We start from the raw sequence: 16,578 nt of genomic DNA, 5'->3' as shown, positions 1-16,578 counted from the left end.
TCAGCAGCCCTCCGCGGCCCCGGCGCACTCCGCGCACGTGCCGAAGATCTCCACGGTGTGCGCGACGTTGACGTAGCCGTGCTCGGCGGCGATGGCCTCGGCCCACTTCTCCACCGCCGGGCCCTCCACCTCCACCGCCTTGCCGCAGGCTCTGCAGACCAGGTGATGATGGTGCTCGCCCGTGGAGCAGCGCCGGTACACCGACTCGCCGTCGGACGTGCGCAGGACGTCCACCTCGCCGGCGTCGGCGAGGTTCTGGAGCGTGCGGTAGACCGTGGTCAGACCGACCGAGTCGCCCTTGTGCTTGAGCATGTCGTGCAGTTCCTGCGCGCTGCGGAACTCCTCGACCTCGTCCAGGGCCGCCGCCACGGCTGCCCGCTGACGGGTCGAGCGGCCCTTCACGGGCGGTCCAGCGGTCGTCACCGGTTGCCTCCTCACGTCACTGCCTCTGCCGGGCCATTGTGCCAGCCCGGGCTGAGGGCGTTCAGACGCCGATCTCGTCGGCGGCCTCCCTGGTGGCCGGAATCGCGCACTCCGCAGGATCCCCGGCGGGCCGTCGCGCGGCGGCCGCGCGGGCGCGTCGGCGGGCCAGCGGGGCGGCCAGCACGCTCAGCGCGACGAACGCGGCGATGGTCAGCAGCACGATCGTCGCGCCCGGCGGGACGTACTGGTAGTACGACGTGATCGTGCCCCCGATCGTCACCGTCACACCGATCGCGACGGCGATCGCGAACGTGGCGGCGAAACTGCGGCTCAGCTGCTGGGCCGCGGCGACGGGGACGACCATGAGGGCGGAGACCAGCAGCAGGCCGACCACCCGCATCGCGACCGTCACGGTCACCGCCGCGGTGATCGCGGTCAGCAGGTTGAGCGCCCGCACCGGCAGGCCGGTCACCCGCGCGAACTCCTCGTCCTGGCTCACCGCGAACAGCTGCCGGCGCAGGCCGAGGGTGACGAGGAGAACGAAGGCCGCCAGCAGGCAGATCGCGGTCACGTCCGATTCGGACACCGTCGACAGCGAGCCGAAGAGGTACGACATCAGGTTGGCGTTGGAGCCGCCCGGCGCGAGGTTGATCAGCATCACACCGCCGGCCATACCGCCGTAGAAGAGCATGGCGAGGGCGATGTCGCCGCGGGTACGGCCGTACCAGCGGATCAGTTCCATGACGACGGCGCCCAGGACGGAGACGGCCGTCGCCATCCAGACGGGGGAGGCCGAGAGCAGGAAGCCCAGCCCCACACCCGTCATCGCCACATGGCCGATGCCGTCACCCATCAGGGCCTGGCGGCGCTGGACCAGGTAGATGCCGACGGCGGGGGCGGTGACGCCGACCAGGACGGCGGCGAGCAGGGCCCGCTGCATGAAGGCGTAGTTCAGGAAGTCCATCAGCTCAGCAGTCCCGTGCGCAGTGACGTGTGCTCGTCGTGGGGGTGGACGTGGTCGTGGCCGGGCAGGGCATGCTGGCCGACGGCGCGCGGCGGCGGGCCGTCGTGCAGGACGCAGCCGTCGCGCAGGACCACCGCGCGGTCGATCAGGGGCTCCAGCGGGCCCAGTTCGTGGAGGACGAGGAGGACCGTGGTGCCCTGCCGCACCTGCTCGCGCAGGGTTCCCGCGAGGATCTCCTGGCTGGCCAGGTCGACGCCCGCCATCGGCTCGTCCATGATCAGCAGCTCGGGCTCGGCGACCAGCGCGCGGGCGATCAGCACCCGCTGGTGCTGGCCGCCGGAGAGCGCCTCCACGTTGTCCTTGGCCCGGTCCGCCATGCCGACCAGGCCGAGGGCGTGCCGTACGGCCTCGTGGTCGGCCCGGCGGAAGAGGCCGAAGCGGGTGCGGGAGAGGCGGCCTGCGGAGACCACCTCGGTGACGGTGGCGGGGACGCCGCCCGCGGCGGTGGTGCGCTGCGGGACGTAACCGACCCGGGACCAGTCCCGGAAAGTGCGGCGCGGGGTGCCGAAGAGTTCGATCTCGCCGCCGCTCGCCGGCACCTGGCCGATGATCGTGCGGATCGCGGTCGACTTGCCGGAGCCGTTCGCGCCGAGCAGGGCGACGACCTCGCCGCGGCGCACGGTCAGGTCGATGCCCCGCAGCACGGGGCGCGAGCCCAGCTCGGCGGTGACCTCGCGCAGTGATATGACGGGCTCGCCGGTCATCTCGTCTCCCGTCACTTGGTGCCCAGTGCCTGCTGGAGCGCCTTGAGGTTGGCTTCCTGGACGGCGAAGTAGTCCTTGCCGCGGGACTTGCCGGTGATGCCCTCGATCGGGTCGAGGACGTCCGTCTTCAGGCCGGCGTCGGCGGCGATGGTCTTGGCGGTCTTGTCGCTGACGAGCGTCTCGTAGAACACGGTGGTGACGCCGTCGGCCCTGGCCATGGTCTCCAGGTCCTTCACGCGGGCGGCGCTCGGCTCCGACTCCGGGTCGAGGCCGTTGATGGCCTCCTCGGTGAGGCCGTAGCGCTCGGCGAGGTAGCCGAAGGCCGCGTGGGTGGTGACGAAGACCTTGGACTTCGTGTGCGCGAGGCCGTTCTTGAACCGGGTGTTCAGGTCGTCCAGCTTCTTGACCAGGGCCGCGGTGTTCTTCCGGTAGTCGGCCGCGTGGTCCGGGTCGGCCTTCTCGAAGGCCTTGCCGACGCCCTCGGCGACCTGGGCGTAGCGCACCGGGTCGAGCCAGATGTGCGGGTCGAGGCCGGAGAGCTCCTCGTTCTTGGAGGTGTCGTGCGAGGCCGCGTGGCCGCCGACCTCGTTGCCGTGCTTCTCCAGGGTGGTCAGGGAGGCGGCGTCGATCTTGGTCTTGACGGAAGACTGGGCGACCGCGGCGTCGACGGAGGGCTGGAGGTTCTTGAGGTAGAGGACCGCGTCGGACTTCTCCAGGCCGACGATCTGCCTGGGGCTGATCTCCAGGTCGTGCGGTTCCTGGCCGGGCGAGGTGAGACTGGTGACGTGGACGTGACTGCCGCCGATCCGATCGGCGAGGAAGGCCATCGGATAGAACGACGCGACGACGTCGAACTTCCCGGTCTGGGCCGCCGTGGCGGCGCCGCCACAGGCCGTGAGGGTCGCTATGCCGAGTGCGGTGACGGTGGTCGCGGCGGCCGCGGGTATCAGGCGGCGTCGTACGTTCATGAGAGTCATTTTCAACAAACATGGAAACCGTTGTCAACAAGCTTCGGTAGGAGGTCGGTAAGGGGAACCGATTTGGTTGAGGGGGAGGCCCCGCCGGTACGCTGAAGCATTCGCTGTGAAGCGTCTCGCTTCGTCGCCCGTCGTCGTAATGAAGAGAGCACCGTGGCCGCCGACAAGATCGACACCATCGTCAGCCTGAGCAAGCGCCGAGGCTTCGTATTCCCGTGCAGTGAGATCTACGGCGGTCAGCGTGCCGCCTGGGACTACGGGCCGCTGGGTGTCGAGCTCAAGGAGAACCTGAAGCGCCAGTGGTGGCGCTACATGGTGACGTCGCGCGAGGACGTGGTCGGTATCGACTCGTCCGTCATCCTGGCCCCCGAGGTCTGGGTGGCCTCCGGTCACGTCGCCACCTTCACCGACCCGCTGACCGAGTGCACCGCCTGTCACAAGCGGTTCCGCGCGGACCACCTGGAGGAGGCCTACGAGGCCAAGCACGGCCGCCTCCCGGAGAACGGCCTGGCGGACGTGAACTGCCCCAACTGCGGCAACAAGGGCCAGTTCACCGAGCCCAAGCAGTTCTCGGGCCTGCTCTCCACCCACCTCGGCCCGACCCAGGACAGCGGCTCCGTCGCCTACCTGCGCCCCGAGACCGCCCAGGGCATCTTCACCAACTTCGCCCAGGTGCAGACCACTTCGCGCCGCAAGCCGCCGTTCGGCATCGCGCAGATGGGCAAGTCCTTCCGCAACGAGATCACGCCCGGCAACTTCATCTTCCGCACCCGCGAGTTCGAGCAGATGGAGATGGAGTTCTTCGTCAAGCCGGGCGAGGACGAGAAGTGGCAGGAGTACTGGATGGAGCAGCGCTGGAACTGGTACACCGGCCTGGGCCTGCGCGAGGAGAACATGCGGTGGTACGAGCACCCGAAGGAGAAGCTCTCCCACTACTCCAAGCGCACCGCTGACATCGAGTACCGCTTCCAGTTCGGCGGCAACGAGTGGGGCGAGCTGGAGGGTGTCGCCAACCGCACCGACTACGACCTCGGCGCCCACTCCAAGGCCTCCGGCCAGGACCTCTCCTACTTCGACCAGGAGGCCGGGGAGCGCTGGACGCCGTACGTCATCGAGCCGGCGGCCGGTGTCGGGCGCGCGATGCTCGCGTTCCTGCTCGACGCGTACGTCGAGGACGAGGCGCCGAACGCCAAGGGCAAGCTGGAGAAGCGCACGGTGCTCCGCCTGGACCACCGCCTGGCCCCGGTCAAGGTCGCGGTCCTGCCGCTGTCCCGCAACCCCGAGCTGTCCCCGAAGGCCAAGGGCCTCGCCCAGGCGCTGCGGCAGAACTGGAACATCGAGTTCGACGACGCGGGCGCGATCGGCCGCCGCTACCGCCGCCAGGACGAGATCGGTACGCCGTACTGCGTGACCGTCGACTTCGACACGCTTGAGGACAACGCGGTGACGGTCCGCGAGCGCGACTCGATGAAGCAGGAGCGGGTCTCGCTGGACCAGATCGAGGGTTACCTCGCCGGGCGCCTGCTGGGCTGCTAGGTCCGCGGCCCTTACGCCTTCTCGCGCACCCTCCCACCCGACTCGGTCGGCTGGGAGGGTGGGCGTTTCGGGGGCCGGCGAGGTCGGCCGACCTCAGGGGCGCGGGGAACTGCGCGATCGGCCCCCACCGGCCCGCGGGGAACCGGTGTTCACAGGTCCAGGTCCACGTACAGCGCCGCGTGGTCCGACGCCTCCGTCAGTTTCGACGTCACCGTGTCGAAGGACTTGACGCCGTGCGCGAAGATGCCGCGGGTCTCCAGGCCCACGTGCTGGACCCCGTGCCACAGCGGCGGCGGCAGCAGCAGGTAGTCGATCTTGTCCTGGAGCCGGGTGCACGGCTCGTGCGTGCCGGGCTCCCCGTGGTAGGACGGGTGGCTCATGACGTCGCGCAGACCGGTGGCCAGCAGCTGTGCCACCGCATCGCTCTCCGGGTCGTCGTTGAGGTCTCCGGCGACCATGACGTGCGGGGTGCGCTCCGCCGCCTCCCGGTAGATCTCCGCGACCCGTCTGGCCTGGGCCAGCCGCAGCTCGGGGTCGTCACGGAACTTGCTCTTGAGATGGTTGCCCAAGATCACCAGCGGCGTTCCGTTCAGCTGGATCTCGAACTCGGGGCAGTCACGGCTGAACAGCCGGTCGGCCGGGTGGTCCGGATCGGTGTCGAAGAGGTGGGACCGGACGGACGTGATCGGGTGCCGGCTGAGGATCCCGATGTCGATGCCCCGGGGGTCGTTGCCGTCGATCAGCAGGTTGTACGGGTACGGCCGTCTGCCCAGCGCGTCCGCCAGGACCTGGGTGTTGAAGCGCTCCAGCGTGAGCCGGTCCTCGACCTCCACGGTCAGCAGGATGTCGGCGTCGACCTCCGCGACCACCCGGCCGGTGTTCCGCACCATGCTCATGTCGAGGTCGTCCTGCGCGAGTTCGGCCCAGCCGGTCCACGAGCCCCGGCCGGTGGCCGTGATCTCGACGTGTGGGGTCTTCGGCGGCCCGGACGTCTCGAAGAGCCCGGTGTGCTTCCCCGGGCGGGACTGGTTGATGACGATCGGCGGCGGGCCCTTCGGGTCCGGGTGCTTCGGGTCGTCGATCTCGTACGCCCGGTACGTCGTGATGATCCGCGCGATCTCCGCCTTGTCGGCGTCCGAGTACGTCGGCAGGTCGAGAGTGGCGACCAACTTGTCGAAGTCGGCGATGACTTGCTCCCGGTCGGCCGGATTCTCCAGACGGAAGGCCGTGGGCCGGCGGAAGAGGTTCTCCATGTTGAACGTGGCGATCCGGATGCTCATGCGGGCCTCCTCGGCGGCGCGAGAGCACCGGAGGGCAACGGCCGGCGGCAGGCGCCGCCGGTGACTGCTCGCCGGCAGTTCCATTCTCGGAGCTCGACCGGGGTCTGTCGAACGGAGAGCCGGGGCGGCCGCGCCGCCCGGCCGCCCCGGCGCCGAGGAGGGCTCAACGCCCTTGGAGCGCCTTCACGTTGTCACCGAAGGTCCAGTTCTTCGAGCCGTCCCAGTTGACCGACCAGGTCATCAGGCCCTTGAGGGATGTGCCGTAGTGCTTCGAGGCCTGGGGGACCAGGGACGGTGACAGGGGGCCGTCGCCCGCCCCGGACTGCGCGGGCAGGCCCGGGACCTGCTTGTCGTAGGGGACCCTGATCGTCGTGTCCTGCACGATCACCCCCTTGTCGAGGCAGTCGGTCTGCGCGGTGAAGCCGGCGACCGTGCCGGCCGGTTGGGAGTTGCCGGAACAGCCGTACATGCTGCCGTTGCAGTACTGCGTGTTCAGCCACCACAGCCGGCCGTTGTCGGCGTACTTCTTGATGACGGGCAGGTACGCGCCCCAGATCGAGCCGCAGGTGACGCTGCCTCCGGTGACGTACGCCGTTCCCGGGGCCATCGTCAGGCCGAAGCCGGACGGCATCCGGGCGAGGATGCCGTCGATGACGCGGATCAGGTCGGCCTGGGACACGGAGAGCCGGGTGATCGAGCCGCTGCCCACCAGACCGGCGGGTGGACGCCGTTGGCGGCGCCGTCCCAGTTCTGCCAGTAACCCTGCAGCACCGTGCCCGCGGGGCGGGACCTGACCGCGCAGGCGCACCGTGCGGCGGAGCATGCGGTTCCTCCCGGTGGAGGTGCGGTGCTTGACGACTATGGAATGACAGATATTGAAATCTGTCAGCTGTCATGCCAGGGTGGAGGTCATGACGATTCAGACCCGCTCCCTCGGATCCACCGGCCCGCAGGTCTCCGCCCTCGGTCTCGGCTGCATGGGCATGTCCGGTATGTACGGCGAGGCGGACCGTGCCGAGTCCATCGCGACCATCCACGCCGCCCTGGAGGCCGGTGTGACCCTGCTCGACACCGGCGACTTCTACGGCATGGGCCACAACGAACTCCTGATCAGCGAGGCCCTGCGCACCGCCCCGGCGGCCCTGCGGGAGAACGCGCTGCTCAGCGTGAAGTTCGGCGCCCAGCGCGGCCCGGACGGCGCCTGGCACGGCTACGACGCGCGCCCGGCCGCCGTGAAGACCTGGGCCGCCTACTCCCTCCAGCGCCTCGGCGTCGACCACATCGACGTCTACCGCCCCGCGCGGCTCGACCCGAACGTGCCGATCGAGGAGACCGTCGGCGCGATCGCCGAACTCGTCGAGCAGGGATACGTCCGCCACATCGGGCTGAGCGAGGTCGGCGCGGAGACCATCCGCAGGGCCGCCGCCACCGCCCCGATCGCCGACCTCCAGATCGAGTACGCGCTCATCTCCCGGGGCCCCGAGCGGGAGATCCTGCCCACCCTGCGCGAGCTGGGGATCGCCGTCACCGCGTACGGCGTGCTCTCCCGCGGACTGATCTCCGGCCATGTCCAGGCCGACCAGGGCTTCGCCGCCGCCGACTTCCGCGCCCACTCCCCGCGTTTCCAGGGCGAGAACCTCCAGCACAACCTCACGCTGGTCGAGTCCCTGCGCAAGATCGCCGAGCAGAAGGGCGTCTCCGTCGCCCAGATCGCCATCGCCTGGGTGCTGTCCCGGGGCGAGGACATCGTGCCGCTGGTCGGCGCCCGCACCCGGGAGCGGCTCGGCGAGGCGCTGGGCGCCCTGGACGTGGCCCTGGACGCGGCCGACCTCGCCGCCATCGAGGCCGCCGTACCCGCGGACGCGGCGGCCGGCGAGCGGTACGCCCCCGCGCAGATGGCGATGCTCGACAGCGAGCGCTGATCGCGGCGCCGGGTACCGTCTAGGCCATGGCAGCGATGTCCCCGACCCCGGCCCTGACCGCCGAGCGCATCCTTGAGGCGACCGAGGAGGTGCTGCGCCGGCACGGCCCGGCCAAGGCCACCGTGGTGGACGTGGCCCGCGCGCTCGGCGTCAGCCACGGCAGTGTCTACCGGCACTTCCGGACCAAGGCGGCGCTGCGGGAAGCAGTGACGAAGAGGTGGCTGGACCGCACCTCGGAACAGCTGTCCGGCATCGCCGCCGGGGCGGGGGACCCGCGGGCCCGGCTGCGTGACTGGCTGCGGGCCCTGTTCGAGGCGAAGCGGCGCAAGGCGGGCGCCGACCCGGAGCTGTTCGCCACCTACATGGTGCTGGTCGACGAGAACGGCCCGGCGGTCACCGGGCACATCGCCGATCTGACCGGCCAGCTGACCGGGATCATCGGGGACGGGGCCGGGACGGGTGTCTTCACCGTGCCCGACCCCGCCGTCGCGGCCCGGACCGTCTTCCAGGCCACCGACCGCTTCCACGATCCGCGCTATGCCCGCGAGTGGGAGCGGCCGGAGGCCGAGGCGGACTTCAGGGCGCTGGTGGAGCTGCTGCTGCGGGGCCTCAGCTCACGTTGACCGTGACGGCCGGGGAGTAGACCTTCTTGCCGACCGCCGAGACCCGCAGGTGCTCGTTGCCCACGGTGTTCAGCTTGGCGGTCAGCGAGTAGGTGTTGCCGCTCTTGGTCTTCGTGGTCGCCTTGAGCGGGATCCACTTGCCGCCCTTCTGGTGCTGGAGCACCAGGGGCCATCCGGTCTTCAGCCCCTGGGTCTTGCCGGAGAAGGTCACCGAGCCGCCGGCGTGGACCGAGGTCGCGCTCGCCTTGATGGTGATCGAGGCCATGGCGGACGGGGACGGGCTCGGCTTCGGCTTGGCCTCGGCGGCGAGCGCGCCGGCGCCCCCGGCCGACAGCAGGGCCAGGGAGAGCGTGCCGGCGGCGAGAGCCCGGGAGATCTGACGCTGGATGGTGTGCATGGATGTGCTCCTGTCGGGGGACGACGGGGACCACTCCAGGCTTGGCCGGGTCGGACCCCGCAGCGACCCGGACGGCCCTGCCCGGGCGGCCGGCGCCGCTCCTGGTTTCGGTAAAGTCCGCAGGTGGCAATGGGTGCCCTGACCTCGTGGTTCGCATCCGGAAGCTCACCCGAACGGCGTAATGCGCGCGCTGTGCCGTGACCCGCCAGACGTCCCGCATCAGCGGGGTCGGCGCCGGGCTCGTCATGGCCGCCCGGGTCAGCAGGACCGTGACCGTGCCGGGGACCGGGACGAGATGCGCGGTGGTGCCGGTGCCGCCGACCCAGCCGTAGCGGCCGGGCACCGACCAGGGATCGGCCGGGGTGGGTCGACCTGGCCGCCGTCACCCCAGCCCTGGCCCTCCAGGAAGACGCCGGCGTGCTCCCGATGGGCCGCCGTCAGGTGGTGGGGGGGGCGGCGGAAAGTCATCGCGAGGGCTGGGTGCCCGCGGGGTCCACGGTGGCCTGGTGGGCCTCGGCCAGATGCTCCTGGGCCTTCAGCCAGGGCAGGAACTGGGCGCCCTTGCGCCAGCCGCAGGTGTCGCACGCGATCACGCGCTGCACACCCGTGCGCTGCACCCGGACCACGTGTTCCCGGCCGTGCTGGTCCCAGCGGCTGACCTTGCTCTCGTCGATCTGCGACATGACGCCTCCGGAGGCTGTGCCCGGTCTGCTGTTCCGTCTGCTGTCTCGGCACGTGTCGACGGCGGGTCGACGGCAAGGAGTGTGCAGCAAGACCAACATCAACGGGGATTTCTTCACCGGGTTTTGGCGAGGACGCGCCCGGAGTTCACACGGCGGACCGGGCCCCGCCACGCCGGCCGGCCGGAGGTCCGGGCGCCCCCGGGGCGCCTTTTGCCCGTTCCCGTCCCAACCGTCGGATCATGAGCCGGACTTGGTGTACCGGTGGAAACCCTGGACAGGGAATTGACCCTGGCTCAAGATGAAAGCGACCTTGTGAAGCGGCCACCGGCACGGAGAGGCGATGCTGCCGGATCCTCAACGTTTCCTGGCCGTTGCCGGCCGCCGGATAGCCCGCGCCGAGGGCGGCGCTCAGGCCGTCCGTGAGCTGTACCGGGCGACGATCCCGGACCTTGCGGACGGGATGTTCGTCTACCTCGGCGACCGGTCGCCGGACCGGTCGGAGCCCGAGCACCTGGAGTTGGACGGGGTGCCCGCCGAACTCGGCGGCGTCATGGGCGGGATGCCCCCGCAGTCGAGACCGGTGGCGCCCGACGGCGCGCTCGCCGCGGTCCTGCGGTGCGGCAGGGCGCGCGGCCGCGGGTCGGACGACATGGACAAGGCCCTTCACGAACTCCTGGGGACGGCGATCCGGCTCCCGCAGGGGAACCGGGTCCTGCTCGCCCCGCTGCGCGCCTGCGACGCCGTCGTGGGCGTGGCGGTGTTCCTGCGGCGCCCGGACCGGGAGGACTTCGTGGAGGACGACATCGCCCTGGCCGACGCGCTGTCGGCGCAGACCGCGCTCGGCGTGCGCGAGGACGCCCCCGGCGCCGGGCCGCCCGCCGCGCCGAAGGCCCCGGACGAGGACCGGCTGCGCTACGTCGGCGCCGCCACCCGGCGGATCGCCCGCGGCTTCGACACCGACGAGATCGTGCTCGGCCTGTGCCGGGCCGCCGTACCGACGTACTCCGACGCCGCCCTCGTCTACCTGCGTGATCCGCTGCCCGTCGGCGACGAACGCCCCACCGGCCCGGCCGTGCTGAGGCTGCGCCGCACCGACCGGCTCAAGGGCCCCGGCGCCGAGGGCCTGGTCTGGCCCGCGGAGACGGTGGACGACGAGCAGGACGACCTGGACGCCTCCGACTGGAGCGAGGTGGTGCCCGGTGGCGCCCTCGCCGAGGTGCTGCGCGGGGTCCGGCCGGTGTTCGCCGACACCCCGCCGACCCGCGCCGCAATGGGTGAACTCATCGGCGCGGACAGCGCGTTGAACGACTGGCTCGGCTCGCACGCGATCCTCGCCCCGCTGCGCGGCCGGCGCCGGGTCACCGGCGCGGTCGTCTTCCTGCGCCGCCCCGAGCGGCCGGCGTTCGAACCCGCCGACCTGCTGGTCGCCGCCCAGCTCGCCACCCACACCGCGCTCGGTGTCGACAAGGCCGTGCTGTACAGCAGGGAGGCCTTCATCGCCGACCGGCTCCAGCGCGCCATGCTGCCGCAGACGCTGCCCCGGCCCACCGGCGTCCGGCTGGCCTCCCGCTACCTGCCCGCCGCCGAGACGGCGCGCGTCGGCGGTGACTGGTACGACGCCATCCCGCTGCCCGGCAGCCGGGTGGCGCTGGTCGTCGGCGACGTCATGGGCCACTCCATGACCTCGGCCGCCGTCATGGGCCAGCTGCGCACCACCGCGCTGACCCTGGCCGGCCTCGACCTGCCCCCGCAGGAGGTCCTGCACCACCTCGACGAACAGGCCCAGCGGCTCGGCACCGACCGCATGGCCACCTGCCTGTACGTCGTCTACGACCCCGTCTCGCACCGCATGACCATCGCCAACGCCGGCCATCCGCCGCCGATCCTGCTGTACCCGGGCGGCAAGACGGAGGTCCTCACGGTGCCGCCGGGCGCCCCGATCGGCGTCGGCGGCATCGACTTCGAGGCGGTCGAGCTGGACGCCCCCACCGGGGCCACCCTGCTCCTCTACACCGACGGCCTGGTGGAGTCCCGGCTGCGCGACGTGTGGACCGGCATCGAGCAACTGCGTGAGAAGCTCGCCGCCACCGCCCAGCTGACCGGGCCCGACCGGCCGCCGCCCCTTGAGGCCATGTGCGACGAGGTGCTGGACATGCTCGGGCCGGGCGACCGGGACGACGACATCGCGCTGCTCGCCGCCCGGTTCGACGGCATCGCGCCGAGCGACGTGGCGTACTGGACGCTGGCGCCGGAGGTGGGCGCCCCCGGCCGGGCCCGCCGGCTCACCCGGCAGGCCCTGGCCGGCTGGGGCCTTGAGGACCTCACCGACACCGCCGAGCTGCTGGTCAGCGAGATCGTCACCAATGCCGTACGGCACGCGACCCGCCCGATCAGCCTGCGGCTGCTGCACACGGACGTGCTGCGCTGCGAGGTCGGCGACGACGTGCCGCAACTGCCGAGGGTGCGCCAGGCCAAGGCCACCGACGAACACGGCCGCGGCCTCTACCTGGTGCACCGGCTGGCCCGGCGCTGGGGCACCACCCGCCTCGGCACCGGCAAGATCGTCTGGTTCGAACTGGGCGGTGGCGGCGGGTAGTCCGCGGAGCACGGGGGCAGGTCAGCTCACGGTGCGGGGCAGCCGCAGGCTGAGCAGGCCGGTCAGCACCACCAGGCCCAGCTGCACCAGCAGGGTGGTGACGAGGGCGTCCCGCATGCCCTGGTGCGGGACCAGGGAGAGGAACAGGGTGCCCAGGGTGGCCACGCCGAGGGCGAGCGCGGACTGCTGGGTGGTGACCATCACGCCACTGCCCACCCCGGCCCGCGCGGGCGGCACCTCCGACATCACCAGGCGCAGCACGTTGGGGAGTTGCAGGGCCTGACCGGCACCGGCGACCGCGACCCCGGGCAGCAGCCCGGCGAGGTCCAGGTGCGGCCAGTCCCGCCACGCGGCGAGCACGATGAGGACGATGCCGATCCCCTGGATCACGGACCCGGCCGACACCACCCGGCTGCCGTACCGGGCGATCAGCCGCGGCCCGGCGAGCGAGACGAACAGGAAGACGACCGCCATCGGCGCGAGCGCCAGCCCCGCGGGGACCGGACCCAGGTGCTCGCCGCTCTGCAGGGCCACGGCGATCACGAACATGAACCCGCTGAACCCGATCGAGAACGGCAGCATCAGCACCAGACCCCGGCGCAGTGAGGCGAGCTCGAACAGGCTCGGCGGGACCAGCGGCGTACGGCCCGCGCGGTCGGCGCGGCGCTCCACGGTGTAGAAGGCGACGGCCACGCCCGGGAACGCGGCCAGCGACAGCCAGGTCCACAGCGGCCAGCCCGCCGCCCGGCCCTCGGTGAGCGGGGCGAGGAGGGTGAGCAGCGAGACGGCGAGCAGCACGGTCCCGGGGCCGTCGACGGGCTCGGGCTTCTGCGACCGGGTCTCCGGCACGAACCGCGCCCCGAGCACCAGCCCGACGACCACGACCGGCACGTTGACCAGGAACACGGAACGCCATCCCGTCCCCGCGATGTCGGCGGCGACCAGCACCCCGCCGAGTATCTGCCCGGCGACCATGGACAGGCCCGCGGTGGCGCCGTACAGGCTCATGGCGCGGGCGCGGCGGCCGCCGCTGGTGGCGGCCTGGATGGTGGCGAGGACCTGCGGGAGCATCGCGGCGGACGCGGCACCCTGGGCGACCCGGGCGGCCACCAGCGACCAGGCGCTGGGGGCGAGCCCGCAGGCCAGCGAGGTCAGCCCGAACGCGGCCATGCCACCGAGGAAGAGCCGGCGGCGCCCGAACAGGTCGCCGAGCCGGCCGCCGAGCACCAGCAGTACGGCGTAGGCGACGCCGTACCCGGCGACGACGAGTTCCAGGACCGCCTCGCCCGCGTGCAGGTCGGCGCCGATGGTGGGCAGGGCGACGTTGACGATGAAGAAGTCGATGAGAGGGAGGGCGGCGGCCAGCAGGACGGTGAACAGTCCGGGGCCGCCGAGCGCCGGTGGCGCGGAGGGGGACCGTACGGTCGCGGTGGTGACGGTTTCGGTCATGCACCCGAGCCTGCGGCCTTGCTCAGACTGGTACCAGAGTCTCCTTGTCCTGGTAGCGGAAGTACCTGGCAACAGGATCGGCGGCACGGCAGGCTGGAACCATGACGACGACGGCGCAGGAGAAGACGAACCTCGGTCCGACGGCGGCCCCGGCCCGGGGTGCGGACATCCGGCGGCACGAGCTGGCCGCGTTCCTGCGCAGCCGCCGTGAGCGGATCACCCCGGAGGAGGTGGGCCTGCCGCGCGGCACCCGCCGCCGCACCCCCGGCCTGCGCCGCGAGGAGGTCGCGCAGCTCTCCGCGGTCGGCGTCACCTGGTACACCTGGCTCGAACAGGCCCGGGACATCCAGGTCTCCGTCCAGGTCCTGGACGCCCTCGCCCGCACCCTCCGGCTCGACGGCAGCGAGCGCGCCCACCTCTTCCAGCTGGCCGAAGCCGTCGACCCGACCCCGGCCGCGAGCTGTACGGGCGTCACCCCGGCCCTGCAGGAGATACTCCGGGCCCTGGAACCCCTGCCGGCCTCCGTCCAGAACAGCCGATACGACATCCTCGCCTACAACCGCACCTATGCCCGCCTGATGGGCGACCTCGACGCGGTTCCGCCCGAGGACCGCAACAGCATGATCCTCGTCTACACCCACCCCGAGTGGCAGCGCTCCATCGTGCACCTGGAGGAGACCCGCCGCCTCATGGCCGCGAAGCTCCGCGCGTCGATGGCCGGCCATCTCGCCGAGCCGGCCTGGAAGATGCTGGTCAAGCGCCTGAGCGCGGAGTCCCCGGAGTTCCGTGAGAACTGGGAGCGCTACGAGGTGATGGACCTGCGCGCCAGGACCAAGGAGTTCCTCAACGCGCACGTCGGCCGCCTCACCCTGGAACACACCGACCTGTTCCTGAACCAGGCGTCCGGGGCGCGGATGGTCACCTACGTCCCGGCGGACGACGAGTCACGGCAGCGCCTGGAGCAGCTGTACGACCTGGCGTGCGCGCAGCAGCAGCCGAACTCCTGACCGGGGCAGGGGAATTCGTTCGCACAACTGAGTACCCGTACTCAGGACCGGGGCGCGGTCCTTCCCCGACGATGCAGGCAGGCAGCGGAATCGACGACCGGTCACGGGGGAGACGACGATGGAATCCGGCCCGGCCCGCACCCTTGTCCGGCTGATGCTCACCAACCGCCTGTCGGTGGCCTACCTCGGCCTGGTCGCCGTGGTCATCGCCAAGGCCACCGCCGACTCCGTCCACGCGGACGACCACGGCGCCGACTACGCCTGGCTCTGGCCGCCCCTGGTCACGTTCCCGGTGTTCCCGCTGGTCTCGGCACTCGGCAGGACGGCCTGGCGCGCGGACACCCCGGACTGGTTCTTCATCACCACGGTCGTCGTCTCGGCCCTGCTGCAGTCCCTGGCCCTGGGCGCCCTGCGCCAGGCCGTCCTCGCCCGGCACCGCCGCTCGCTCCGTTCCTGCTGACGAACGGGACGGAGGGGAGCGGCCGTTCGCCGGACCGCCCCTAGACCCGCTGCGCCGCCCCGACGGCCTCGCGGATCTCCGGTGACTCCAGGCGCTGCGCGGCCCGCTCGGCGGTGGCGCGGGCCCAGCGGCCGTTCGTCACCGCGCCCAGGAGCAGGACCGCGAGGCCGCAGCCGGCCAGGATCCACCAGCCGGGGCGGGCGGCGGTCACGAACTCGTCGGCGTACGACGAGGAGCCGATCCCGGAGGCCAGGACCGCGCCGACCACCGCGACGCCCAGGGTCTGGCCCAGCTGGCGGCTGGTGGAGGCGACCGCGGCGGCGACGCCGGCCTGGGACCTCGGCATGCCGGAGACCGCCGTGTTGGTGATCGGGGCGTTCACGAAACCGAAGCCGATGCCGAAGAGGACGTAGCCGACGAAGAGGGTGGTGTCCGAGGTCTCCGCCTCGAACGCGGCGAAGAGGACGGCGCTGGCGGTCATGGCGATGCCGGCGATCACCAGCGGCAGGCGCGGCCCCCGGCTGCCGACCAGGCGGCCCGCCAGCGGCGCGCACAGGAACATGGGGACCGCCATCGGCAGCATCCACAGGCCCGCGTGCAGGGCGTCGAGGCCGCGCACGTTCTGCAGGTAGAGCGTGGACAGGAACAGGAAGCCGCCGAGCGAGGCGAACGCGCTGATCGCGGTCACGGTGGCGCCGCTGAACGGCGCGGAGCGGAAGAAGCGCAGGTCGATCAGGGGTTCGTCGCGCCTGGGCTCGTACCGGAGCAGGCCCAGCAGGGCGGCGAGGGCCACCGCGGCGAAGGGGAGGACCGTGCCCGTGCCCGCCGTCGGCGCCTCGATGATCGCGTAGGTCAGCGAGCCGAACAGGGCGATGACCAGGACCTGGCCCACCGGGTCGGGGCGGCGGGCCTTCGGCGCCCGGGACTCCGGTACGAAGCGCAGCGTCAGCAGCACGGCCGCGAGGCCCACCGGGATGTTGACCCAGAAGATCGCGCGCCAGCCGACGGACTCCACGAGCAGGCCGCCGACCAGCGGTCCGGCGGCCATGGATATGCCGACCACCGCACCCCACACCCCGATCGCGCGGGCCCGCTCACGCGGGTCGGTGAAGGTGTTGGTGATGATCGACATGGCGACCGGGTTGAGCATCGAGCCGCCCACGGCCTGGACCATGCGGAACGCGATCAGCGAGTCGAGGTTGGGCGCGAGGGAGCAGAGCAGCGAGCCGATCGAGAAGACGACCAGGCCGGTCATGAAGACCTTCTTGCGGCCGACCCGGTCGCCGGTCGAACCGGCGAGCATCAGCAGCGAGGCCAGGACCAGCGTGTACGCGTCGATCGTCCACTGCAGCCCGGCCGTCGAGGCGTGCAGCTCGCGCTGCATTGACGGCAGGCCGACATTGAGGGCGGTCGTGTCGAGACTCACGATGAGCAGGCTCATGCAGCAGATCGCGAGGACGAGCATACGGCGGCGGGGACTGAGCTCGGGCATGGTCC

Annotated in this window: 16 protein-coding genes and 1 pseudogene; 7 read left to right on the top strand and 10 right to left on the bottom strand. The window is 71.7% G+C overall.

Going from position 1 to position 16,578, the window contains the following annotated elements; translation table 11 throughout:
- The 4 genes from OHB00_RS17380 to OHB00_RS17365 form a co-directional block, all read right to left on the bottom strand.
- Positions 1 to 423, bottom strand: coding sequence for a Fur family transcriptional regulator (locus tag OHB00_RS17380; protein ID WP_406435809.1), 423 nt, complete (start codon positions 421 to 423; stop codon positions 1 to 3).
- 61 nt (positions 424 to 484) lie between these two features.
- A complete protein-coding gene (locus tag OHB00_RS17375) occupies positions 485 to 1,387 on the bottom strand; it encodes a metal ABC transporter permease (RefSeq protein ID WP_406435808.1) in 903 nt (300 codons plus the stop codon).
- Positions 1,387 to 2,151 carry a metal ABC transporter ATP-binding protein gene (locus OHB00_RS17370; RefSeq protein ID WP_406435807.1) on the bottom strand — a complete coding sequence of 255 codons (765 nt, stop codon included), beginning with the start codon at positions 2,149 to 2,151 and terminating at the stop codon, positions 1,387 to 1,389. Before OHB00_RS17370 ends, OHB00_RS17375 begins: the two co-directional genes overlap by 1 nt.
- A gap of 11 nt (positions 2,152 to 2,162) precedes the next feature.
- On the bottom strand, positions 2,163 to 3,119 hold the full coding sequence (locus tag OHB00_RS17365) for a metal ABC transporter substrate-binding protein (RefSeq protein WP_406435806.1): 957 nt from the start codon (positions 3,117 to 3,119) through the stop codon (positions 2,163 to 2,165).
- A gap of 162 nt (positions 3,120 to 3,281) precedes the next feature.
- Between OHB00_RS17365 and OHB00_RS17360 the strand changes: the two genes are divergently transcribed.
- Positions 3,282 to 4,664, top strand: a complete 1,383-nt coding sequence (locus tag OHB00_RS17360) for a glycine--tRNA ligase (RefSeq protein ID WP_362334123.1) — start codon at positions 3,282 to 3,284, stop codon at positions 4,662 to 4,664.
- Between the two features lie 149 nt (positions 4,665 to 4,813).
- Here the strand turns inward: OHB00_RS17360 and OHB00_RS17355 are convergent, their stop codons facing one another.
- Positions 4,814 to 5,944, bottom strand: coding sequence for an endonuclease/exonuclease/phosphatase family protein (locus OHB00_RS17355; protein WP_406435805.1), 1,131 nt, complete (start codon positions 5,942 to 5,944; stop codon positions 4,814 to 4,816).
- Positions 5,945 to 6,107: 163 nt separating this feature from the next.
- Positions 6,108 to 6,790: pseudogene (locus tag OHB00_RS17350) on the bottom strand (chitinase); the annotation flags it as partial.
- Between the two features lie 65 nt (positions 6,791 to 6,855).
- Between OHB00_RS17350 and OHB00_RS17345 the strand changes: the two are divergent.
- Both OHB00_RS17345 and OHB00_RS17340 read left to right on the top strand, forming a co-directional pair.
- Positions 6,856 to 7,866: an aldo/keto reductase gene (locus OHB00_RS17345; RefSeq protein ID WP_406435804.1), complete on the top strand. Its 1,011-nt coding sequence runs from the start codon at positions 6,856 to 6,858 to the stop codon at positions 7,864 to 7,866.
- Positions 7,867 to 7,901: 35 nt separating this feature from the next.
- Complete coding sequence (locus tag OHB00_RS17340) at positions 7,902 to 8,489, top strand: TetR family transcriptional regulator (RefSeq protein ID WP_406445825.1); 588 nt, start codon at positions 7,902 to 7,904, stop codon at positions 8,487 to 8,489.
- On the opposite strand, the gene OHB00_RS17335 is transcribed toward OHB00_RS17340, so the two are convergent.
- Positions 8,476 to 8,886: a hypothetical protein gene (locus OHB00_RS17335; protein WP_406435803.1), complete on the bottom strand. Its 411-nt coding sequence runs from the start codon at positions 8,884 to 8,886 to the stop codon at positions 8,476 to 8,478. The genes OHB00_RS17340 and OHB00_RS17335 overlap by 14 nt on opposite strands.
- Positions 8,887 to 9,083: 197 nt before the next feature.
- Between OHB00_RS17335 and OHB00_RS17330 the strand changes: the two genes are divergently transcribed.
- The gene (locus OHB00_RS17330) at positions 9,084 to 9,218 is read left to right on the top strand and encodes a hypothetical protein (protein WP_406435802.1); all 135 of its coding nucleotides are present in this window, start codon (positions 9,084 to 9,086) and stop codon (positions 9,216 to 9,218) included.
- Between the two features lie 132 nt (positions 9,219 to 9,350).
- Here the strand turns inward: OHB00_RS17330 and OHB00_RS17325 are convergent, their stop codons facing one another.
- Entirely contained in the window at positions 9,351 to 9,569 is a 219-nt protein-coding gene (locus OHB00_RS17325) for a hypothetical protein (protein WP_406435801.1), read from the bottom strand.
- A gap of 340 nt (positions 9,570 to 9,909) precedes the next feature.
- Here OHB00_RS17325 and OHB00_RS17320 point away from each other — a divergent pair, with 340 nt between their 5' ends.
- Positions 9,910 to 12,165, top strand: a complete 2,256-nt coding sequence (locus OHB00_RS17320) for a SpoIIE family protein phosphatase (RefSeq protein ID WP_406435800.1) — start codon at positions 9,910 to 9,912, stop codon at positions 12,163 to 12,165.
- Between the two features lie 21 nt (positions 12,166 to 12,186).
- Here the strand turns inward: OHB00_RS17320 and OHB00_RS17315 are convergent, their stop codons facing one another.
- Positions 12,187 to 13,614 carry an MFS transporter gene (locus tag OHB00_RS17315; protein WP_406435799.1) on the bottom strand — a complete coding sequence of 476 codons (1,428 nt, stop codon included), beginning with the start codon at positions 13,612 to 13,614 and terminating at the stop codon, positions 12,187 to 12,189.
- Positions 13,615 to 13,715: 101 nt separating this feature from the next.
- Between OHB00_RS17315 and OHB00_RS17310 the strand changes: the two genes are divergently transcribed.
- Together OHB00_RS17310 and OHB00_RS17305 are read left to right on the top strand one after the other, a co-directional pair.
- A complete protein-coding gene (locus OHB00_RS17310) occupies positions 13,716 to 14,621 on the top strand; it encodes a helix-turn-helix transcriptional regulator (protein ID WP_406435798.1) in 906 nt (301 codons plus the stop codon).
- Positions 14,622 to 14,739: 118 nt separating this feature from the next.
- On the top strand, positions 14,740 to 15,081 hold the full coding sequence (locus tag OHB00_RS17305; protein WP_406435797.1) for an SCO4225 family membrane protein: 342 nt from the start codon (positions 14,740 to 14,742) through the stop codon (positions 15,079 to 15,081).
- Between the two features lie 40 nt (positions 15,082 to 15,121).
- Here OHB00_RS17305 and OHB00_RS17300 read toward each other — a convergent pair whose 3' ends face one another.
- On the bottom strand, positions 15,122 to 16,573 hold the full coding sequence (locus tag OHB00_RS17300; RefSeq protein ID WP_406435796.1) for an MFS transporter: 1,452 nt from the start codon (positions 16,571 to 16,573) through the stop codon (positions 15,122 to 15,124).
- Positions 16,574 to 16,578: the final 5 nt, after the last annotated feature.

This window comes from Streptomyces sp. NBC_00631 (genome assembly GCF_045206895.1).
Classification (GTDB): Bacteria; Actinomycetota; Actinomycetes; order Streptomycetales; family Streptomycetaceae; genus Streptomyces.
This window is presented reverse-complemented; position numbering and strand designations above follow the sequence as displayed.